The sequence below is a fragment of the uncultured Aliivibrio sp. genome (assembly GCF_946479765.1).
Taxonomy (GTDB): domain Bacteria; phylum Pseudomonadota; class Gammaproteobacteria; order Enterobacterales; family Vibrionaceae; genus Aliivibrio.
The window spans coordinates 1-21,082 of record NZ_CAMLHO010000040.1 but is presented as its reverse complement, the minus strand read 5'-3'; the positions used below and the strand labels follow the sequence as shown (position 1 = coordinate 21,082).

At 35.7% G+C, this 21,082-nt stretch carries 20 protein-coding genes and 1 other RNA gene; 12 read left to right on the top strand and 9 right to left on the bottom strand.

The features are described 5' to 3' along the window. Positions 1 to 96 precede the first annotated feature (96 nt). The 3 genes from smpB to Q1K78_RS13685 all read left to right on the top strand — a co-directional run bounded on the left by smpB (position 97) and on the right by Q1K78_RS13685 (position 2,453). Entirely contained in the window at positions 97 to 582 is a 486-nt protein-coding gene (smpB, locus tag Q1K78_RS13695; RefSeq protein ID WP_300179854.1) for an SsrA-binding protein SmpB, read from the top strand. A gap of 73 nt (positions 583 to 655) precedes the next feature. Next, positions 656 to 1,022: a transfer-messenger RNA gene (gene ssrA / locus Q1K78_RS13690) on the top strand. A 189-nt stretch (positions 1,023 to 1,211) separates the two neighbouring features. Beyond that, entirely contained in the window at positions 1,212 to 2,453 is a 1,242-nt protein-coding gene (locus Q1K78_RS13685) for an integrase domain-containing protein (RefSeq protein ID WP_300179851.1), read from the top strand. A 65-nt stretch (positions 2,454 to 2,518) separates the two neighbouring features. Here Q1K78_RS13685 and Q1K78_RS13680 read toward each other — a convergent pair whose 3' ends face one another. From Q1K78_RS13680 to Q1K78_RS13670, 3 genes are all read right to left on the bottom strand, one after another. Then, positions 2,519 to 4,840, bottom strand: a complete 2,322-nt coding sequence (locus tag Q1K78_RS13680) for a DUF262 domain-containing protein (protein ID WP_300179848.1) — start codon at positions 4,838 to 4,840, stop codon at positions 2,519 to 2,521. Between the two features lie 2 nt (positions 4,841 to 4,842). Continuing rightward, positions 4,843 to 6,063 carry a putative phage abortive infection protein gene (locus Q1K78_RS13675; RefSeq protein WP_300179845.1) on the bottom strand — a complete coding sequence of 407 codons (1,221 nt, stop codon included), beginning with the start codon at positions 6,061 to 6,063 and terminating at the stop codon, positions 4,843 to 4,845. Positions 6,064 to 6,351: 288 nt separating this feature from the next. Then, a complete protein-coding gene (locus Q1K78_RS13670) occupies positions 6,352 to 6,543 on the bottom strand; it encodes an AlpA family transcriptional regulator (RefSeq protein ID WP_300179841.1) in 192 nt (63 codons plus the stop codon). A 170-nt stretch (positions 6,544 to 6,713) separates the two neighbouring features. Between Q1K78_RS13670 and radC the strand changes: the two genes are divergently transcribed. The 4 genes from radC (at position 6,714) to Q1K78_RS13650 (ending at position 9,124) form a co-directional block, all read left to right on the top strand. After that, positions 6,714 to 7,181 carry a DNA repair protein RadC gene (gene radC, locus Q1K78_RS13665; protein ID WP_300179839.1) on the top strand — a complete coding sequence of 156 codons (468 nt, stop codon included), beginning with the start codon at positions 6,714 to 6,716 and terminating at the stop codon, positions 7,179 to 7,181. Further along, positions 7,181 to 7,624 carry a DUF2787 domain-containing protein gene (locus Q1K78_RS13660; RefSeq protein WP_300179836.1) on the top strand — a complete coding sequence of 148 codons (444 nt, stop codon included), beginning with the start codon at positions 7,181 to 7,183 and terminating at the stop codon, positions 7,622 to 7,624. The genes radC and Q1K78_RS13660 overlap by 1 nt, the downstream gene beginning before the upstream one ends. A gap of 64 nt (positions 7,625 to 7,688) precedes the next feature. Next, entirely contained in the window at positions 7,689 to 8,156 is a 468-nt protein-coding gene (locus Q1K78_RS13655) for a DUF2787 domain-containing protein (protein ID WP_300179833.1), read from the top strand. Positions 8,157 to 8,233: 77 nt separating this feature from the next. Further along, positions 8,234 to 9,124 (top strand): LPD25 domain-containing protein, encoded by an 891-nt coding sequence (locus Q1K78_RS13650; protein ID WP_300179830.1) that lies wholly within the window; start codon positions 8,234 to 8,236, stop codon positions 9,122 to 9,124. Positions 9,125 to 9,174: 50 nt separating this feature from the next. Here the strand turns inward: Q1K78_RS13650 and Q1K78_RS13645 are convergent, their stop codons facing one another. Beyond that, positions 9,175 to 9,384, bottom strand: a complete 210-nt coding sequence (locus Q1K78_RS13645; RefSeq protein ID WP_300179827.1) for an AlpA family transcriptional regulator — start codon at positions 9,382 to 9,384, stop codon at positions 9,175 to 9,177. 406 nt (positions 9,385 to 9,790) lie between these two features. Between Q1K78_RS13645 and Q1K78_RS13640 the strand changes: the two genes are divergently transcribed. Both Q1K78_RS13640 and Q1K78_RS13635 read left to right on the top strand, forming a co-directional pair. Further along, positions 9,791 to 10,546 carry a WYL domain-containing protein gene (locus Q1K78_RS13640; RefSeq protein ID WP_300179824.1) on the top strand — a complete coding sequence of 252 codons (756 nt, stop codon included), beginning with the start codon at positions 9,791 to 9,793 and terminating at the stop codon, positions 10,544 to 10,546. A 129-nt stretch (positions 10,547 to 10,675) separates the two neighbouring features. Next, entirely contained in the window at positions 10,676 to 10,900 is a 225-nt protein-coding gene (locus Q1K78_RS13635; protein WP_300179821.1) for a hypothetical protein, read from the top strand. A 145-nt stretch (positions 10,901 to 11,045) separates the two neighbouring features. Here the strand turns inward: Q1K78_RS13635 and Q1K78_RS13630 are convergent, their stop codons facing one another. Both Q1K78_RS13630 and Q1K78_RS13625 read right to left on the bottom strand, forming a co-directional pair. Beyond that, positions 11,046 to 11,693, bottom strand: coding sequence for an inovirus Gp2 family protein (locus Q1K78_RS13630; protein WP_300179818.1), 648 nt, complete (start codon positions 11,691 to 11,693; stop codon positions 11,046 to 11,048). A gap of 273 nt (positions 11,694 to 11,966) precedes the next feature. Further along, a complete protein-coding gene (locus tag Q1K78_RS13625) occupies positions 11,967 to 13,376 on the bottom strand; it encodes a hypothetical protein (RefSeq protein ID WP_300179815.1) in 1,410 nt (469 codons plus the stop codon). A gap of 209 nt (positions 13,377 to 13,585) precedes the next feature. Here Q1K78_RS13625 and Q1K78_RS13620 point away from each other — a divergent pair, with 209 nt between their 5' ends. Beyond that, on the top strand, positions 13,586 to 14,218 hold the full coding sequence (locus Q1K78_RS13620; RefSeq protein ID WP_300179812.1) for a hypothetical protein: 633 nt from the start codon (positions 13,586 to 13,588) through the stop codon (positions 14,216 to 14,218). Between the two features lie 261 nt (positions 14,219 to 14,479). Then, positions 14,480 to 15,796 carry a site-specific integrase gene (locus Q1K78_RS13615; RefSeq protein WP_300179809.1) on the top strand — a complete coding sequence of 439 codons (1,317 nt, stop codon included), beginning with the start codon at positions 14,480 to 14,482 and terminating at the stop codon, positions 15,794 to 15,796. 78 nt (positions 15,797 to 15,874) lie between these two features. Here the strand turns inward: Q1K78_RS13615 and Q1K78_RS13610 are convergent, their stop codons facing one another. The 3 genes from Q1K78_RS13610 to Q1K78_RS13600 all read right to left on the bottom strand — a co-directional run bounded on the left by Q1K78_RS13610 (position 15,875) and on the right by Q1K78_RS13600 (position 19,005). Beyond that, positions 15,875 to 16,225, bottom strand: a complete 351-nt coding sequence (locus Q1K78_RS13610) for a hypothetical protein (protein WP_300179806.1) — start codon at positions 16,223 to 16,225, stop codon at positions 15,875 to 15,877. A 27-nt stretch (positions 16,226 to 16,252) separates the two neighbouring features. Next, complete coding sequence (locus Q1K78_RS13605; RefSeq protein WP_300179803.1) at positions 16,253 to 17,374, bottom strand: ISAs1 family transposase; 1,122 nt, start codon at positions 17,372 to 17,374, stop codon at positions 16,253 to 16,255. A 173-nt stretch (positions 17,375 to 17,547) separates the two neighbouring features. Further along, a complete protein-coding gene (locus Q1K78_RS13600) occupies positions 17,548 to 19,005 on the bottom strand; it encodes a glutathione synthase (protein ID WP_300179800.1) in 1,458 nt (485 codons plus the stop codon). Positions 19,006 to 19,392: 387 nt separating this feature from the next. Here Q1K78_RS13600 and Q1K78_RS13595 point away from each other — a divergent pair, with 387 nt between their 5' ends. Next, a complete protein-coding gene (locus tag Q1K78_RS13595) occupies positions 19,393 to 20,553 on the top strand; it encodes a diguanylate cyclase (RefSeq protein WP_300179797.1) in 1,161 nt (386 codons plus the stop codon). Positions 20,554 to 21,082 lie beyond the last annotated feature (529 nt).

The following is a 21,082-nucleotide window of genomic DNA, read 5'->3' as shown; positions in this document are numbered from 1 at the left end:
TTATCCTTTACTTTATAGAGGTAGGCATCATACCATCTTGAATTAGCTTGAGTATAGATAGTCAAACCACTTCTCTAACAGTATAATGTGGGCATTATGGCAAAGAAAAAATCAAAAGATAAAGCGGGCAGTAATACCATTGCTATGAACAAGCAAGCCCGCCACGAATATTTCATTGAAGATGAAATCGAAGCAGGGGTTGAACTCCAAGGCTGGGAAGTTAAATCTCTTCGTTCTGGTAAAGTTAATATCGCGGAAAGCTATGTTTACGTTCGCGATGGCGAAATTTTCATTAGCGGTATGAACATAACTCCATTGCAAGCAGCATCGACTCACGTTGTAGCGAATCCAACTCGTGTTCGTAAACTTCTAATGAGCCGTAAAGAAATTGATAACCTTATCGGTCGTGTAAACCGTGAAGGTATGACCCTTGTTGCAACAACAATGTATTGGGTTCGCTCTTGGGCGAAGATCAAAGTCGGCGTTGCTAAAGGTAAAAAGCTGCACGATAAACGTACAGATTCAAAAGAAAAAGACTGGAATAGAGATAAAGCACGAATTATGAAAGGTAGTTTGCGTTAATTTCAACCAGTTAAGCAGATACTAGCTAGACAGACGCTGTTTTTCTGTTAGTATTATCAAGTACCAAATCTTTGGGGCTGATTCAGGATTCGACGGGAATTTTGAAACCCTAGGAGCATGTCGTGGGGCGGTTGGCCACGTAAAAAGCCGCAAAAAAATAGTCGCAAACGACGAAAACTACGCACTAGCAGCTTAATAACCTACTCGGTGCTCTCCTGCCCTAGCTTCCGTTTGTAAGACGGGGAATAACAGGGGATCAAACCCAAACGAACTAGAATGGATTCTCCCACCTGAGAGATGAAGTTTGAATTATAATTCAGGTTAGCCATAAGATAGCGTGTCGGTTCGCAGTTTTACGGTGAAATTAAAGATCGACTAAACATGTAGCGCCAACGGTGAACGGTTCTCGGACGGGGGTTCAAATCCCCCCAGCTCCACCAAACACACATTTAAAGACGTCCTCGGGCGTCTTTTTTTGTATCTAAATAAACCAAAAATCAACAACTTACGTTAGATTACATCATTTTAGCGTCCAATAACGTCCAGTTACTTCCATCATTTCATGTATTCCTTTATGTATTCCAAGTCTATAATAGAGATCTGTGGAATACATGATTGAGGGATTTACCATGGCATTAAAGACAGCTCGCTTAAATAACAAACAAATTGAGAATGCAAAAGCACGAGAGAAAGATTATGTCCTCTCTGATGGTGAAGGTCTTCAATTACGAATTCGTACTAATGGTTCTAAACTATGGAACTTCAACTATATTCATCCTCAAACTAAAAAACGATTAAATATGGGGCTAGGTTCTTACCCTTCACTTAGTCTTGCGAATGCCAGAAAGCTAACAGTGTCTGCAAGAGAGTTAGTTGCGCAAGGTATAGACCCTAAAGAACATCGTGATGAGAAAAAACACCAAGACCTGATAATTCATGAACATACTTTTTTTAATGTTGCTACTGAATGGTTTGAGCGTAAGAAAGATGACATCACTGTAGATTATGCTCAAGACGTATGGCGATCTTTAGAGCTACATATATTCCCTATACTTAAAAGTACACCTGTATCTCAAATTACAGCACCAATGATTATTGAATTACTTCGACCAATTGAAGCGAAAGGAAGTTTAGAAACAGTTAAACGACTGACTCAACGATTAAATGAGATCATGACCTATTCAGTAAACTGTGGGCTTATTCATGCTAACCCTCTTGCTGGGATCAAAGCTGCTTTTAAGAAACCCAAAAAAGAAAATATGGCGGCTCTTAAACCTGATGAGTTACCAGAACTTATGATAGCCATTGCTAATGCTTCCATTAAGCGTACTACTCGTTGTTTAATTGAATGGCAACTTCATACAATGACTCGACCATCAGAAGCCGCTGGAACACGTTGGGAAGAAATAGATTTAGAGAAAGGAATTTGGACAATTCCACCAGAGAGAATGAAAAAGCGTAGGGAACATCGTATACCTTTAACTGCTCAAGCTCTTTCTTTACTAGAAGTTATGAAACCTATTAGTGCTCATAGAGAATTTGTATTCCCTTCAGATAGAGCACCATTAAAACCATCAAATAGCCAAACAGCAAATATGGCAATAAAACGTATGGGTTTTGCTGGTAGGTTAGTAAGTCATGGATTACGTTCAGTAGCCAGTACTACGCTAAACGAACAAGGCTTTGAATCAGACCTAATTGAAGCAGCTCTTGCTCACGTAGATGACAGTCAAGTACGTGCGGCTTATAACCGTACTGATTATCTTGAACGAAGAATACCGATGATGAAGTGGTGGAGTGGACATATTGAGGAAGCATCGAAAGGAAGCTTATCTATATCAGGAATGAAGTGTTTATCTTTGGTTGGCTAAGCGGCATAAATAAGGCTCCTTCGGGAGCCTATTGTATAACATTATGAATTAAACTTTTTACTCAACTATTTATATTTTAATTTTAACCTTGAAATTAAATTATTAAAGTCAGCTACATATTGCGTATCAATCTCTTTATCATCAAAATTAATACGTTTTTTAAGTAAATCTTGTAAATCACCATGTAAATCATTTACTTTTTCAGATAATGGACTTACATGTATTAATACTAACCATAATATATAAAAATCTTGTAGTGAACGTCTAAAGTTTTGTCTATTTTTAACATTTAGAAATTGATTAAATTTATCTTTTGATAGTTCTCCACCTAACCATTCCTCAAGCTTATTAATCATCATAGCAATTGAGTTTATTGATGACATAAACTCTTCTTTATCTATTACAGTATTATCGAGCTCAAGCAAAAAATTAGTTAACCCCTTTTTATCTTTAACTCTACAGGTTATCGTGTCTTTTCTTGGAAACAATCCAATAACACTATCCGCCCCTTTATTATTCATATAGTGAATATAAGAAAGAACTGTTATTAACTCTTCATTGTACATTCTATCTGCATTTTTTCCATTAACCTCTCTAAGAAAAAACCAATTAGAAAAATCAGATTTACTTACTAATTTAATTTTCTTTATTACATCTGGGTCAACAATCGAATTCCACATTTCAAATGTATTTGCTTTAATTGGATAAGGCTTATAATTTAATCGTATAAACAAATCCACAGGATCAAATGACTCATTCATAGACTCTTCTATGATGATCAAATCTAAAACAAAATCTAAAATCTTATCTTGATAATGTTCATCAAGATCAGAAAATCGACGCCCTTCAAGGGAAGTTAGTATCCTTAATCCTTTTAATTTAAATTGATTATTAACTGACTCTGCTAATTTACCAGTTTCATCAAAAAACTTTTCTCCAATAAAACCAATAATAGAAAGTAAACGTTGTTGACCATCAACGATTTCCTTTACCCCATTACATCGCTTATAAACAAATATAGGAGGAAGAGTGATTCCTAATAATATACTCTCTATAATAGAGGATGCCTTGAATTGATTTATTTTTTCTTGTCTTTGATAAGAAGGTCTTAAAAGATACTTAGCAGTTTTTAGGTCATGTCTAACTTCATCAATTGGAACCGAAGTTGGATTTTGTTTATGTGACCTTAAATTGGACAGTTCATCAAGAGATTTTGATAAACTCTCTTCTGTTTGTCTTAAACCTTTTATTTTATCACTAAACTTGGTATTTCTAATATAATCTTCAAAAGAAAAACCAACTTCAGATTCGAAAAAACTAGCTGTAGCTTCATATCTTTCAATAATTTTTCTATAATAATGAGAATCTTCCACATCATATTTTTCTTTGTTTTTTTCAAAGAAATCAATCAATAATTTATAATTAACATTTGTTTCTACATTTTCACTTTCTAATATAGATTTAGCCCATAAAACTGTTTCATAGACAAGTTTGTTATTAAATGTTGTTTTCCCATCAAATTCTGTAAATATAGTTAACACTTCAGTTAAAAGCTTAAAGAACAAATTAAAATCTTTATTTATATTATAAGAATTATTATTTGCGAACTCATAAAGTAAATCTATTTTTTCAGTCCTATCACTTGAACCTGCATATGAACTTATTGGAAATGAGTTTAATATTCTGAACCTTCGAATAAAATCTACATTTTTTGATATTAGTTCAGCATTAGAACTGCACTCTGAAACCTTCATGTTAGAAAAGAAGCACGAATTAAATAGCTTCAAAAAATTCATATCTTCTTGAAGTTTCGATTTAAATAATTTTGAAAAATCATCCTCATCATATTTAGCATTATCTAATTCATTTCTACTTAATGGCGTAATACCAGTATTATATCTACTAAATATTTCTTTCTTTACCTTATCAATAACCTCATCACTAAGATTTGGATGATTAATAACCTCAAATTCAAAAACTCTTATATTTGATTCTAGAAAAATATCCTGAGTATTATCGGTCATTTTTGAAAAAGATTTAGTTCTTAAACTTTGGAGTTCACGCAAACCTTTTCCAGAAAGAGTAATATCCCCTTCTTTAAATTTTTTTAAAGTTTCAAATCGCTGTCTGCCATCAATAACTTCTGTTTTGTTACCCGTTTTAAACAAAATTAATGGTGGAATTTCAGTTCCAAGTATTACACTCTCAATAAAAAAAGATTGTTTTTCATTATCCCAAACATAATTACGTTGATAATAAGGACTATAATTAATTCGTCTTAAATTCCTCTCGCTTAACAGAGTCTTAACAGATAAACTTCTTGATTCTATTTTTAATGAGTTTTGGAAAACATCTCTAAATTTATCGGCTCTAGTTGTATTATTCATAATTAGCGCTCATCTTGGTTAAGTCTGATTTCTTCTTCGGAATTAATAACAATACTAAACTCTTTTGTATTATTATTTATTTTTTGTGATGCTTCTATTTCTACACGTTCTTTATCAATATATGTTTGAACAACTGTTTTTTCAAAAAAGTATTGTTCTAAAAAAGATGCGAACTGTTCATCGGATAAGAAAATACCATTATCTTTCAAATCATATTCACAATATATTGAAAACCTCAAGCTATCATCATAATAAATCCCAACAATCACACCGAAGTTTATAAATTTTTCTTCTATTTTATCGTAATCCAATTCAAAAGAATAATATTTACTTACATGTTTAACTAAAAACTTATCAAGTTCCTCAGTAAAGAGCAAAAGTTTATTGTTAGTTTGTAACAAAGAAAAATAAGAGAATTCTGGCTTGCAAAATATTGGTATATGCTTAAGTAAATTATAACTTAATATATATTTCTTAAGCTTATCCCCCCAGTAAGAATGGGCATTAAAAGATATTAATATAAGCTCATAATCAGATATTTGAGCTCTAATTATCTTAGCATAAAACTGCTTTTGTTCATTTTTAAGGAAGTTACTCGTATCAATAATCTTTATTATCCTATAAAGAGAACGGAAATAATTAGATAATTTCTCCCTATCAAAATCATGAATTTCAAGGTATTTGTCTACAAATAATGAATGCTGATTCCTATAGTTATTTTCAGGTGAATATGATTCTTTTATTTTACCTAATAACGATTTAAAGAACTCACCATTATTAATATTAAATTGATTTTTAATATTAATATAAACATTTAAAAGAGAATAAAAATTAGATTCAAACTGTTGCAACTTTAATGTACGACTCTGTTCTTCATAAACTTTTCGATTTAAAACTTGCTCGTCTCGGCTTAGCCTAAACTCTTCTATTTGTTGATTTAAGGCTGTAACCTGCAAATCCAGCGCTTCTCTATTGTTTGCAAAATCACGTCTTTGCTCAGTCAACGCTTTATAGAAAAGAAACACACCCGCCAACGCCCAAATAGAGCCAAAAAAGCCACCAATAAAATCACCAAATTGTGCTATTTTTTCAGCATTTATTTTTGATGACATTATAAATAAAGGCTCATTCCATACAAAAAAAATCACACCACAAAATGTACCAACAGAACCAACTAGTATCAGAGAAAAAATAACGCTATCTTTAGATATTAACTTAAGCATTTTTATTAGATTATCGTCTATAAATAATAGCCTTTATCATACAATGTTAATATCTAAACTCAACAGCAACTTAACGATATGTGACTTTAGATTCCCACCTCTGATAAAAATAAAACCACAGATAAAAAAATCGTAAAACTTTGATTGTTTGGTGCTGCACCATCGACGTAAATTGAGTAAGTGTTTGTGCTCATGGGGTTATTCCTTATTTGGGTTTACTGGCCTTAGTAGACCAGCCTTAATTGTTTTTTTATGTGGTGTGGTGGATTAGTTCTTGGGGAGGATTGCTTAGGCTTGTTTCTCATCACGCTGGCTTAGGCGTTCGTACATCCATTCTTCAACTTCGCTTTCTACCCATGCTACGGCTCTATCACCTAACGACACGCTTTTAGGGAATCGGTTTTCTTCCATGAATTTGTAAATGCTTGAGCGACCTAAAGCGGTTAATGTCATGACTTCTTTTAGTTTTAAAAAACGCATGATGGTTATCCTTTGAGTTATAAGTTCAAAAGATTCCTCTCCAAAATACTTTTTTATTTTGCGTGCGCTTCCCCCTACCTCATCAACCTCTACCAACCACGTTTCCAAATAATTTCAATCACATATTACCTCCTTGTATATACCTATCTATTCTTTCAAGGAGTTCCATTATGCATTCAACCGATTACGTCACTACTACCCCTATGACGGCCTTACAAGTCTTTGAGAAAGCCGCTGAGTTACTTGAACACCAATACAAGCGTGAGCAGTCATTCACTAACCCTGAGCACACCAAGCGCTACCTATCCATGAAATTAGGCCACCAAGAGCGTGAAGTATTTGCTGTGCTGTTTTTAGATAACCAACATCAACTGATTAGCTATCAAGAGCTGTTCTATGGGACTGTGGATTCTGCCAGCGTATATCCTCGTGAAGTTGCAAAAGCGGCATTACAAGCCAATGCCGCTGCGGTGATATTTGCTCACAACCACCCTTCAGGTATTGCTGAACCATCAGAGTGCGATAAACGCATTACCACTCGATTAGTCGATGCATTGAAGCTATTGGATATCAGAGTACTTGACCATGTGGTGGTTGGCTCACCTTGTGTCTCTTTTGCTGAACGAGGGCTTATCTAATGAAAAGAGAATTACTTGTTCACGGTAAAGACCTAGCATTACCCAAAAGTCTGCATCGTCATCTTGAAGTGGTACTCGATAGCTTTTCCCTTCGTACTGACATCAATCGACTTTCAGTGAACTTTCGAGACACCAGCTATTACCATCGACGTAAGGGATTGCACCCTGTAGAAATGCGCTTTGAGCGAGATGACATTAATCGTCATATTTGGAAGCTGGTGTTTATTGCCAGCTTTTCCTATCCCGATGAACACGCCAAAAACGTTGCACCTGAGCTGTACTTTAACTTTAAACGTGGTTGGTTCTATCAACCTGACATTCAAGGCTGTGAGCTTGCAAGGCCGCAAGTCATCGACCTATTCACCTCATGGGCACTCGCCTTTTGTCGTCAACTTAGAAATCAACATTTCGACGATATTTCAGCTAACGAGATACGCACTTAATCTCATCCAACCTTAATTTGTTTCACCAATCCATTATCTTATTTCAATCATAGGAGGGCACACCGTGTCTGAATTACAAACCATCATTACCACCACTAACCTTATTCCTACGCTATTGCCAGTATCAAACAAGCTGAACCAGTGCCTTATTGATGCACTTAATCAACGCCCTGAATTACATTCTGGCTTAGAGGAAACAAACAGCGTCACCTTTAACTTTCGAGATAAAAGCTACAGTGCTGAAAACGGTGGTTTCCATCCTGTTGAAATTGCTCTAACCAAAGAAGCCGATAACACATGGCACTACGCCTACATCACTGATTTTGCTTTTGTGGGTAATCACTATCCAGAGTTAGCTAAAGAATTAGATTTTGATTTTCTTAGTGGTGAATGGTTTGCCAGCTACTTAGGGGATTATTCATCCATTAAAAACAATGCGAATGCCGCTGAACTGTACCGCTTATGGGAGCATAACTTTCTGGCTTATGCCTCTATGGGGATGTATGACGAAATAGAAATCAACGTATCTTAATCTGCACTCAATCACACAACATGCCGCAGCCTTTTGGTTGCGGTTTTTTTATGCCTAAAAATTAGGATAACTAACTAATGAATAAACAAATAACCCCTACCCTTAATCCCTTCTCTGTCTTAGTCAATTGGTCTGAATCCAATGAGTTCAATGAAGGCCAGTTGTATGACTTCATGGACTTTGAGCGTAAGGCATTGGACGTAGCTAAACAAAACCCATTAGGCGGTTACGACAAAACTAATATAACGGTGACGTTTGAAAATGGGGACGAACACCAATGCCGATTAGATTTAGGTTGTGGTGGCAATGACGTAGGCTTTGCAGATCATTGTCTTAGTACCCTTGAGTACCATCAAAAACATCACCTCGATATGGATAAGCCGTGGTTACGTAATGATGCTGAACATCAGCAATTAATCACACTCATTAGAACCTATCGCTTTGATATCGAGTTTGTGACTGAGGCTCGAATTCAAACCATCAAAACCACTGAACTTGCTAAGCAACAAGAGCGAAATAAAGAGCAAGCCAAACGTGAACAAGAAGAAAAAGAATGGCAAACCCACCAAGCCAATGAAAAGGCATTTCAAGCGGCTCTAGTGATCCCTGAATGGGCGAAAGGCGTGATCGTAGCCACTTACACCGAATACGATAAAGAACGCAGTGAGCCATATTCAGGAGAGCATCATACTAAAACCCTTCGCACTATTATTTTAGCGTGGTCTACCCATACCAGACGATTATTTCCAGAGTTGCGTAAAGCCTGTTTAAATCATCCTGATACGGTATTTCTAAACGACAAAGAACAAAGCTGTGAGCACCGAAATAACTACGGCATAGGGCAAGGCTCAGGCTTAACGGATGTGGATTATCTTTATCATGGTTGGTGTGTGGAGAAAATCACCTTTGGAACGTCTCGCAGTAAATCACAGTACGTGCCATTGGGAGAGATGAGTATTCCTGAGTGATAGTAAGTTTATCAGCATAACAACAGAGCCGTTATTGGCTCTGCTGTTATCTATGCTTTTTTACTGTAAAACTCTCGACCTTCATCTCTTTCTTCTATTCTTGCTAATACCCATTCTTCTATTTCACTTTCGACCCAAGCAACAGCTCTATCACCTAGCGATACTGATTTAGGAAAAACGTTATCTGCGATGTAGTTATATACGGTTGAGCGGCCTAGCCCTGTCATGCTCATGACTTCTTTTAGCCTAATTAATCTCATGATGAATTCCTTTAAATTGTTTCATTCATCACATTGGTGAGATGCTTATTTTTTAATTAGTCCTTATCTATCATCTTCATCACACTGACCCTCTGTCATTACAAATCAACAAAATCTCGATCACATATCACTACGGTGAACAAGTTATCACGCTAAAGAAAACAACTCATTTACCTTACACATACTTTAATAGCGCCGATCAATAACAATAGGAGACGTTAACTTATTCACGACAATACTTTTACCTACTCTTCACTCAAGAGCACCACAGAAATACCTACTTTAATTTTGTACAGATAATCAGATCTCACTTACAAAATTAAGTCACACACAAGCCATGTGGCATTTACTGCCACATAGCCCGATAGGATGAACATCTACTATCTGCTCATTTGAAATAATTAAGATGACAAAGAAAATAAAATCAACCACTCAAGATCATCTTTCGTTGATATTAGAACTCTACAACCGAATACCACAAGGCAGGAAAACCACAGCACAATTACTTCAAATGGAATTAATGCAGGCTGGTATTGAACGGGACATACGGACGATCCAACGAAATCTAGATCTGATAAGCAATTACTTTGATGTAGATAAAGACACAAGAGATAAGCCATACGGATACAGTAAAAAATTACACCCAAAAATGGTTTTAGGCCCAAGAGAAAGCATCATACTAGGATTAGCTGAAGCATATTTAAGAGCAGCTCTGCCTAATGGACTTTCCTCTGTTATTGATTCTGCATTTATTCAAATACAAGACTCATCCATATCAACGCGTCTCCCTTTTCTATCAATAAAGAAAATCCGAGTGGATATGAATATGCAACCTAACATCCCAAACGATCAATTTAGTTGCACATTTGAACGCATCTGCTTGGCCTTAACCTGCCAACGATTAATCACTATTAAGGAGCACAATCATACTGTTCTAAAAAATGTAGAGCCTTTAGGCTTAATACTCACTGATACCGAGCTGTATTTAATACATCGAACCCAAGAAATAGAGCACATGCCTGTTAGCCGTATTCAAGCTATTGAGGTGTCAACATTCTCATTCAATTACCCTGAGAACTTTGACCTTGGTAGTTATGACTTATTGTTTTTAAAGCAGAAGGAAAATGAAAACCTGTTACATAAATCACAATTAACCATCTAAATAAATCATGAATACCACAATAAGGCATTCAATGCCGCACTCATCATTACACTCCCAAATAATCTAGTAATAGAAACTAAATCCCTTACTACATTTAATCGTAAGGCTATATCAATTAGGAAAAACACAATGAAATATAAAATGACTGCATTACTTTTTATACTTAACTTATCGCCAATGGCATTCGCTAATCAAGGTGCAAATGGCGCTAATGGTAGTGGTGGCGCTTTAGGCCCAGCGATTGATTGTAAACTAGCCAATGGGGACACTATTCATGTTCCTGAGCTGTATTGTAAAATAGAGCAACAGAAAGCAAGCACAAAACATAAAGATAAATTAATTAAAGAAAAATAAATAACGTAATGATAGGAGGGAGAATCAACCCTCCTACTTTATATTGTTACCAATACATACCAATACATATAAAAACACATATTACTATTAAAAAAGGACCATTTGAGCTATTTCTAATAACTAATCAGGACCTATTTTTTTGAACTCATCTTCTACTAGAACCAAAATTTCTAAGCATTTGTCCATAAACTTTCGTTTCCAACTTAGCAAAATAACTTAGTCGATAAAAAACAGCGCTGTATTGTTGAGGCCAATCACTTGAATTTTGATCTAGGTGATAATAAGGCGTATCAGGGAAATGCACCAATGGCATTATCTCATTAGGATCTCGTTTCAATGCACTTCCCCATGCCCGATATACTTTACCTGCAATATTGTCAGCTAAAGTCCGGTAGTCACCTAAACCAAAGTAAGTATCTTTATTCAAAAATAAGGCCACATGATAGTGAGGTTGATTAGCTTCATTTATTTCTTTAACCCATACATAACGTGGATTGCAATGATGAACTCTTCCTTGCTCTCTTTTTTTTCTTTGTAAATCAGCTTTTACTTGGGCTTTGAATGAATCAACAAAGCGAGAAATAACGGTAGTATCGTACTCCCAAGGAATATCTTGCTCTGTAGCAATAACGGGTAAATGTAAATCGACTCTGAGCACTAATATTCTTGGATGTTCCATTAATGCCCGTTGAATGACCTCATCAATCGAAGCTAGGTAAGTAGGATTTAAGGTATAACCTGAAACTATAGGATACGTAATATTTCGATGAGTTGTGTAGATTGCCGTTGTCATGATTGTCTTCCATCTAGTTAGTTTTCATAGAAGAGAACAATTACGTATTTTCTTACATCGGTTACCATATCAATACAAAATAGACTCGGCTTAGAACAAGCTCGCATTGACTGTACATTATGGTCTAGATTATGATTAATAAAGATAAAATTAATAGGTATAGTATTACCTATACCGACACATCTCCTAACCATTATCACAGGTCATAGCCAGTACCTTGAAATTAAAAGTACCTATAGGCCTTAGAGCTTAACTTAACTCATTACTCTGGAATTAAGTGTTACCTATCCTTAATGACACATCTCGCAACCTTTCTTTCAAATTATCCGCAAGAATCAATTTAGGACCTCCTCCATTAATTCTTTTATTAATATTGGTATCAATAAAAACCTCTGTATTATCACATTTATTAGAAGACGAATAATAAATCACAAACTTGTGCATACTTAGGTCATGTTGAAAATGTGGAGCAATCATGATTTGCGAGGAATCATCTAGTTCAATTTCAACCAAAGCTAAGAGTGACTTAAATCTAAAAGCAATTTTTCTAGATATGTGTATTAACAAGACAATTAGCTCTATGTAAGAAAAAACCGCTTCACTGAATTGGTTTTGTCGAAATCCTCTCCAATCAGAGGTGCGATTCCTAAACAGTTTTCCTATATCTACCAATTGTTCAAATTCATTAGAATGCTTTTTAAGCATATTACTTGGCATTAGCTTTTCCCAAGATAACAATACTTTCATTGTAGGAGAAAAAAATACCTCATCTAAATTTGAGCGATTTATTGATAACATTTCAGAAGCCAATTCAATTAATAGTAATTGCAATTGATCATGTACAACTTTATCTTCGAGAAAAGGCAGGATTAAATCCATATCGACATATTGAACACATGGTTGTAAACAGTCGGGCCATGAAAACTGATTGTTCATCTGCTTTTTATTAACATGAGTTAAATAATATTGACTATATCGAAGCAAAGCTGTCGCTTCTGAATCTGAGCTACCTAGATTAGTATGAGCTATTTCTATCGTAAGTAATGATATTGATGGTGGGTTAATAGTGAAAAGTAAATGGTTATAATTTAAATATATCTTCCCTTTTATTTTTCCAAACATTGCTTTCCCAGTCAATCCAGATACTTTATAAGAAACTAATTTAGTAGTGAGTAAAACATCCAGTTGCGACTTATATCTATCCCTACTGATACCTCCCATCATCTTTGAGATGTTCGCCACACTCAAATCAGACACTCTTCCCATCTTGTCCGCATGTAATAACAATATCAAAATGAACAGCCGATTTGAGCTTCTAAGCTTCTTTATCTTCTCACCAACAGTAAAAACTTTGTCATCAAAATTATTAAAAAGCACACTTTCAACAACAGGATCTTTGCTTAACATTATCTTTTTAAGTAGCACATCTTCTTGAACAGCACTATCAATAGATTGCTTAAAGAGGTAAATATTACGACCTTTACCTCTCATTTTAAACTCCTTAGTAATCGTCACCAATTCTTCTTTTACTAATGTTTTAAAAAGAGTTGTCACTACATTTTTAGTAGAACCGAATTCCTTTATTATCTCATCAATAGACCAGCAAAAAGGTTTTTCACTACCAAACTTTTTCAATAGTGAGACTAATAAAATCTTACTCTCAGGTTTTAATTCATCAATCAAACAAATACCTATACTTATGGTTAAAACATCAAATCAACATAATAAAACAGAGTGTATATAAAGAATGTGAACTAGTTAACTAACTTGTTTAATTACTTGTTTAATTACTTGTTTGATTGAAATTTTAAAGTCTGTGCTTAAAGTCTATTTATTCGAAAAGCTTTAATGCAATCATGAGCTCATGAACAGCGTTTTATTAAAGAGTGAACATGAATACTTGGGTAAATTACAAAATGGTAAAAAGACTTGCTTGGATAGATCTAGATAACCCAAAACAGGTTTTATGGATAGATCACTATTTACGACGTATGGGGCTATTTTCAGTAAAGAATGAAATAAATATAAGTTACAGAGCAACACCGCATGAATTTGTAAATGAATTTATTCAACGCCTCCCGTTATCGGAAGATACCCCCTACTGGAAAGAAAAATGTCGAAATCTAAAGGCAGCTTGGAAAGCTCATGAAAAACGAAATAATACTTCAGTCATGTTTGAAGGTACTTACAATATTTCAAAAGAAGCTAGAAAAGAACTAGAGCGATTAGCTAAACAAAATAATTGCTCTATGAGTAATATTATTAATGACCTATTACTAAAAGCTAAAGATGTAGAGCACCTTCAACACAAGCTAACTCATGAACTCAAAAAAACATCATCACGCAAGTTTGATTTAAATTTACTATCTACTTTTTTCACTGAAAACACCGCTTATCAGCAAGCGTTACTGATAAGACAAGAAGCTCTATCTGAAATGGAACAACAGAAAAAAGAACATAGGGAACAAATCACAAATTTAAAAAAACAAATACAAGTATTAAAACAAGAGAGTTATCAGTTATAAAAATAATTAGACTACTACCATCAAGAATATAGCAATAACGGACACAAATGAGATAACAAAAACACCTGATGTATTCCATAACGTATTCCACAAATAAAATCAAAACGACTTATTAATTAAAAAACAAAAAGATACAATATAAAATCAGATGACCCCAGCCCACCAAACGTTTGGAAAGGGCGGTAAGTCATTGACTTACCGCCCTTTTTGTTCTTATACGTTTCTAATTTTCGCTATTTGTACTAAGAGTAGGTACTAAATATGCGCTATCTAAAAATAACTAAACACGGCTCTTGGCAATTTCGATTTCAAATCCCTCTATGCTACCGCCACCTATTTTCTGATACTTCTGAAGTAAAAAAATCACTTGGCCCTTGCGATAAACAACAAGCTATTATTGAATCACTCAAAATCGAATTGAATATTCGATATGCTATCCAAACTCACAGCCAGTTTAAAATGCTTTCCTTGAGTAAAGCAGACTCTCCTAAATCTCAGAATACTCAGAAACGTCCAAAAAAAAATAATCACCTAAGCTCTATAACTTGTCTTAAACGTTACAGTGATTCAAAAAGAGGGATTGTAAGCGACAAAGCAGTAGATATGTCTCATGCAAAAATCACTACGATTCTATCTTTGCTTAATAAAAAACAAATAAATGAAATCAGAAGACTAGATGCAGAAGAAGTAAGACAACGACCGCTTCAATATCCATTAAATGCAAAAAAAATGCCTCAATTTAAAGGTAAAGCTTGCTCTGACATAATCATAGCTAATCAAAAATATAAACTTAAAACATTAAGCCAAGAATCAGTAAAAGATTACATACAGAAAGCATCTTCATTTTTTGAATGGTGTGTACAAATGGAATTAACTGACATAAACCCATTTAAAGGTATGAAGTTTAAGAAGACAAGAAAAGATAACGAAGCAAAGAATGCTTATAGTCATCAAGACTTAATAAAAATTTTTAGTACCGATATACACAGCACAAAAAACCACAAACATCCCTACTACTATTGGCTTCCCCTACTCGGCTGTTTCACTGGAGCGCGCCTAAACGAACTATGCCAGCTTTACAAAGAGGACATTTATCAGCAAGATGGTGTTTGGATTATCAGGCTTGATGAGAGATATGAGGGGCAAAAGCTGAAAAACACATTTAGTCGAAGAATTATACCTATCCATCAAACACTTCTTGATTTAGGGTTTATCAACTACGTTAAGTCAGTCAACCACAACCGTGTTTTTCCAGAGCTAAAAAATTCGAGAGATGGTTTTGGGAGCGCTGCATCAAAATGGTTCGGAAGATTTAAACTAAAACTTGGTTTTGGCAAAGGGCATGACTTTCACTCGTTCCGGCACACATTTGCAACAGAACTAAAAAATGCAGATATATCCCCTGTGATTGCAGGAGAGCTTCTTGGTCATGCTCAACAAAACATAACGTACGATAGGTATGGTAAGACTATTAATATAGCGAAATTAAAACAAGTAGTAGACCAATTATTTTCTAGTATATTGACATGTAGTGGGGCATATCACCTTCACTCAGAGACTCCAATAGCTAAAGTATAATAAATGTGGTTCATAAGCTTGAGCAGAAAATATCAACTTCTGATCAAGCTATATTTATTATTTATTATTTATTATTTATTATTTATTCGTACGTTTTTTTCTCGCAGAAAGCGCCTTAGATATTATTGCTGAATAAGCAATTGCCCCATTAACTCCTAAATTTGAGTGAGATAGATCTATTAAGTGCGTTCCGATAACTTTAGGATCAAAGTTAGTAGCAATAGCAAGTGATGTTAAATAATCTATATCTAAATCATCGCTATTAGAGTTACTTACAACTGGCAACTCTATCTCTATTTGGTGTGTATCCAGTTGTTCCTTTGCTTTTTTTGGTTGAGTCTCGTTAATCGGTGGGTGCCATTCAATTGATTTAATAGCTTCATTATTTCTCTTTTTAACTAAGAAAGACTGACCGAAGCTTGAAGACACCCATTGGCAGGGCGACCGCATGAGTGTTTAGTTTTTAGCCATACTATTAAAACCAGCGTTCAATACTGCCTCTAACATAGAAGTATTCATCATGCAGCGTTTCTGCTTTCCGACAATACTGAGTTTAGTTGGCTCTTCTCGAAGCATATTCAGACTCATATGGCGCAAGCAGGCTACGTTTTCTGCGCCATGATCCTTGTATATCTGACATGCATCTTCATTCATACTAACATCAAGTACCCAATGCATAGATTCAATACCCCAATGCTCTCTAACCGCATTAGCAGCCTGCTCTGCACTCAGCTCCTTTGAGCTAATGTAGTAACGGTACTCTAAATCTAGCTTCTTTCCTTTCTCAAAACGAAAGTTTTCAATCATTACTATGCTTTTTAGGCTAGCCCAACGACTGAAGTCACCCTCAAGTTTGTTACTCCCTAATACATAACATTGACGTGATTCGATGCGTCCATGACTTTCTTCAAAAACAACACTATCTGCTAGGTTTGCTCGTTCTTTTGAAAATACTTTTTCTACTGCTTTACGAAGCTTTCCTTGGTTGCTTTTTACTGCAAGTAAGTAGTCTCCGCCCTTGTCAGTAATGACTTTTGCTATCTTGGTCTGACATGCCATTGCATCGATAGTTATCAATGCTCCCTTTATGTCGAGCATCTTTATCAGTTCAGGTATTGCCGTAATTTCATTACTTTTTTGTTCGGTCTTTAACTGCCCCAGCACGAGTTTATTTGATGAAGCGTAGGCACTGATCATATGGATGGTACTGGCTCTATCTTCACGATTGTAGGAGCCTCGAAGTGTTTTACCATCAATAGCAATCACTTGACCTTTCGTTAGTGTATGAATTGAAGACATCCAGTTAATAAAGCATTCTTGAAACTGCTTAGGCTCTATAGTAGATATGATGCGTGCAATAGTATCGTCAGCAGGAATTTCATTTAAAAACAATCCATTGCGTTTAAACCAGTCATGATGGCCAAGGATATATTCACGAATATCGAACCACCCTTTAGCTCCAGCGATTACAGAACATAAAGAGCCAAATAGAACCTCAAACAGGCAATAAGTGGTCTTCGCACTTTGGCGTTGGTCAGTGACAGTGTGAAAATGCTCTTTAAAATGGTCAATATGCATGATGCTCTCCCTAAAAAGGGAGTATATGATCACAACTAAATGTGATCGTCAAATCGATCTTTAAATTGACTAAAAAACGTTCACGATCTCACCCTGGTATTGGGCTTTGTTATACCAATCAAATTAATTCGATGACCGATGATTGCGGCTGAAAAATAATTGCGATCATATATCTAATCAATTAACACCAATGAATCTAAAATCCCTTTGCCACTGTGGATCCCTCCTTCATTTTCACTGGCAGGCTTACTGCGAATTAAATACCCCGCATACCCATCAAACTCGGTTACTGGTTTTCCATTATAATAGGCCGTAAATAAACCGATTTCACTGACCAAATCACTCACGACTGTTTGCTCGCCATCACGGACCGCGATGGTTGGAATTTCACGTTCATGCGGATACAAACGTTGCATCAACGTCCATGCATCATATTCCTCTGGCACCAAGTGGCTTAATTTATCACTGATGTCCAGCCCAAAAATACAATGTCCACCACCTTCACCTTGGTTTTTTAATACCCATTTTTCTTGCTTTGCTTCTGTGTTAAACCATGCGATGATTTCGTTATTAACAGGCTTCATATCAGCTAAGACACTTTTTACCAATATCGCTTCTTCGAGAGTTAATCCCCAACGCGAATATTCGGCTTCTGGCATCCTGGTTAATAGCATTTGCATCGTTTTACTGGTCGCTAATTGTTGACTGATAGTCGCGTTCACCGCGACGTAATGCTGCTCAATAAATAGGCGAATCTGACTTAAAGTATGGCAACATTCAGGCTCATTAAGTTCTGGTGAAAAATAATCCTCGTATTGGTAACCCGCACGTAGATACACCACATCAATAGCCCCCACATTATCCAATAACAGACGTTTATTTTTGCCACTAGACAGCTGAGTGCTGAGTTGTTCAAACGTGCGTCTTACCGTGCGTATACCTTGTTTTTGCAGCTCAACTTCAAGCAAATGTTGGTCGTATACGTTATCTTCGTTCTTTTGAACGACCATCAAAAACGTAGGTTTACTTTGATCATTAAAATCCGAATTGACAGCTTTTGCAGCAACGGTAATGCCATAGGCTAATTGCTCTAAACCGTGATTCTCAGCAGGAATGGCTGACGGATCTTCAATCCATTGGTTATAGGTATCCGGCCATTGGTTTTTCATAAACGAATGAAACTCAGTAGCACGTTGACCAAAAGGGCCCATACCTGCCGCAATCCCATTAAATTCAATGACTTTCGCCCCATGGTTACGATCATCCATGAAATCAGTTCTCATCAACAGCAATGGCTGACGGGCGGCGGTGTTGTTATTCACATCGCTGTGTAGCGTACTGTGTAATGACATTAATAGGCCAAAGAAAGGCTCCGCTTTTGCCATGTGACCCAACGACGCTTGCAGAAAACCATGATCTTCTGACACGTTATTAATAAGCTTAGTGATTAATGGCGTCACGGTTAACAAGTGCAGATAAACCTCACGCTCAATAGTCATTGGTGCAATGCTAAATGGACAGTGTCGTGCCGTATTATCTGCTTGTCGAAATGCCACACCGTGCATAATTGCCCATTCACAGGCATCTTCAATGACTTGCTGAGAAACAAACGATTTTTTTTCTTTGTTCATTTTAATTACTCTTAAATTCAATAGATCAAGCAACGTTAGCCAATAGAAATATTTACTTCATATTAGCAGGTGCCTTATTTATCGTAACCCAAATCTTTTGATTAAACATCAGAATCCTCATATATAGTAATTGCTTGTTCTTCGTATTCATCCCACCGAATAACTACACGATATCCATACAGCTTTATTTCATATAAAAACGTTTTTAATACATAAAGTTAAAGTAGAGCAACTCTCTATAAATAACTTACTTCGTCGCAATTATCTAAATATTTTCCCATTAAAAATGATGATACCTGTATAGTGATAAATGTATCCATATTGACTTAATTATTACGTTATTAGATCAATATTATTCGAATGAACATTAAGGAAATAGAGTAAATTATGGATGATTTTTCACTCGATATAAGAACACTTAATTTTATTATTATTTTGTTCTCACTAATTTACTGCATTGGCCTGCTGCTATTCCAATTTACTCAACAGACCATTCGAGGTCTTTCAGTATTTGCAATGTCAATATTAATTATTGGTACTGGACCGCTAATGCTGAGTTTAAGGGGGGATATTCCTGACTGGTTAAGTATTGTTGGCGCTAATATGTTGATTGCGTTTGGCTTTCACCTGTCTTTATATAGTTTATGTCTGTTTAGAAAATACTCACTAAAATACACTCACTTTAGCTCCTTAATGATGTTCGTCACTTTAATCAGTTTAATTTACTTTACCTATTATGTCCCTTCCATAAAATATCGAATCATCGTCATCAGCCTGTATATGGTCTTTGTCACTCTCAGCACCGCCATTGTTGTACTCAAAGGCAAGAATGATGATCTTGTATTAGCGACTCGAATGATGTCCTTATCCTTTGCTATCTATGGGGGATTTATGATTTTTCGGATCATTGCCGTACTGCCATCGCTTGAACTAACTAACTTTATGACCGCAGGTTTAATTCACCAACTCACGTTTTTATTTAGTATTATTCTTATTGTCTCAATGAGCTTTATTATGCTCTGGATGATTAATGCTCGACTGCTAAATTCTATCCACACTCTTTCATATCAGGACCCACTAACTACACTTAAAAATCGAAGAGCCTTAGAAGACGTGGTTCCTACCATGATGAAAAAAGTTAAAACAGCCCCTATTAGTATCATCATGACAGACATCGATCAGTTTAAATCAATCAATGACCTGCATGGACATATTGTCGGTGATCGTGTGATCAAAATGATAGCAGAAACCATAAAAAAATCACTTCACTCTTCAGCTGCTGCTTTTCGTTTTGGCGGCGATGAAATTATGATTTTATTACCTGGTAGTCATGCTGAACAAGCAAAGGAAATGGCAAATAAATTACGTCAGTCGATATCAGAAATGACCGTAGATGGTAACAGTGAACTCTCATTCACCTCCAGTTTTGGTATTGCTCAGCTTTCTTCATCTGAAAATTGGGAAGAGTTTGTAGATCGGGCAGACAAGGCTCTATACCAAGCTAAAAGTAATGGTCGAAATAGAGTCGCTATTTGCTCTCAAACTTAACAAAAAGAGAAACAAAAACGAGCTATAGTTATTTCTGGTGTATGGAGAGACATTGCGATGTAATCTGTTAATCGATCTTGGCGGATCAACAACTAACAGGAACTACACCGCAATGAATGAAAATAATAATAATATCATTTCAATGGATACTCCAGAGAATCCTTTATAATAACTATTGAAAAAAGGGGCTCAACAGCTTTTAGCTCAAGCTATATTACTGGGAAAGTACGAGAATGAGACCATTAATTGTCTCAAACGAGTGGTCCAAAATGGCTATCAGCCTGAACGAAATATTCAAACTGAGCTTGGTGATATCGAAGTTAAAGTACCAAAAGTAAGAGACCGTAAAAATGAGAGTATTAAGTTCAATAGCTCATTAGTACCCCCCTTATTTAAAACGCACCAAAAATATTGAAGAACTTATCCCATGGTTGTATTTACGAGGGATCTCAACTGGTGATATGACTTTCACGTGGCGTTGTTGATCAAATCAGCTAGAGGTTTGATCATCCCCATTTTGCTGAAAATC

What these genes read in the sequence shown, in the direction of transcription:
- smpB (WP_300179854.1), top strand. Translation starts at nt 97, where the DNA reads ATGGCAAAGAAAAAATCAAAAGATAAAGCGGGCAGTAATACCATTGCT.
- Q1K78_RS13685 (WP_300179851.1), top strand. Translation starts at nt 1,212, where the DNA reads ATGGCATTAAAGACAGCTCGCTTAAATAACAAACAAATTGAGAATGCA.
- Q1K78_RS13680 (WP_300179848.1), bottom strand. Translation starts at nt 4,840, where the DNA reads ATGAATAATACAACTAGAGCCGATAAATTTAGAGATGTTTTCCAAAAC.
- Q1K78_RS13675 (WP_300179845.1), bottom strand. Translation starts at nt 6,063, where the DNA reads ATGCTTAAGTTAATATCTAAAGATAGCGTTATTTTTTCTCTGATACTA.
- Q1K78_RS13670 (WP_300179841.1), bottom strand. Translation starts at nt 6,543, where the DNA reads ATGCGTTTTTTAAAACTAAAAGAAGTCATGACATTAACCGCTTTAGGT.
- radC (WP_300179839.1), top strand. Translation starts at nt 6,714, where the DNA reads ATGCATTCAACCGATTACGTCACTACTACCCCTATGACGGCCTTACAA.
- Q1K78_RS13660 (WP_300179836.1), top strand. Translation starts at nt 7,181, where the DNA reads ATGAAAAGAGAATTACTTGTTCACGGTAAAGACCTAGCATTACCCAAA.
- Q1K78_RS13650 (WP_300179830.1), top strand. Translation starts at nt 8,234, where the DNA reads ATGAATAAACAAATAACCCCTACCCTTAATCCCTTCTCTGTCTTAGTC.
- Q1K78_RS13645 (WP_300179827.1), bottom strand. Translation starts at nt 9,384, where the DNA reads ATGAGATTAATTAGGCTAAAAGAAGTCATGAGCATGACAGGGCTAGGC.
- Q1K78_RS13640 (WP_300179824.1), top strand. Translation starts at nt 9,791, where the DNA reads ATGACAAAGAAAATAAAATCAACCACTCAAGATCATCTTTCGTTGATA.
- Q1K78_RS13635 (WP_300179821.1), top strand. Translation starts at nt 10,676, where the DNA reads ATGAAATATAAAATGACTGCATTACTTTTTATACTTAACTTATCGCCA.
- Q1K78_RS13630 (WP_300179818.1), bottom strand. Translation starts at nt 11,693, where the DNA reads ATGACAACGGCAATCTACACAACTCATCGAAATATTACGTATCCTATA.
- Q1K78_RS13620 (WP_300179812.1), top strand. Translation starts at nt 13,586, where the DNA reads ATGAATACTTGGGTAAATTACAAAATGGTAAAAAGACTTGCTTGGATA.
- Q1K78_RS13615 (WP_300179809.1), top strand. Translation starts at nt 14,480, where the DNA reads ATGCGCTATCTAAAAATAACTAAACACGGCTCTTGGCAATTTCGATTT.
- Q1K78_RS13605 (WP_300179803.1), bottom strand. Translation starts at nt 17,374, where the DNA reads ATGCATATTGACCATTTTAAAGAGCATTTTCACACTGTCACTGACCAA.
- Q1K78_RS13600 (WP_300179800.1), bottom strand. Translation starts at nt 19,005, where the DNA reads ATGAACAAAGAAAAAAAATCGTTTGTTTCTCAGCAAGTCATTGAAGAT.
- Q1K78_RS13595 (WP_300179797.1), top strand. Translation starts at nt 19,393, where the DNA reads ATGGATGATTTTTCACTCGATATAAGAACACTTAATTTTATTATTATT.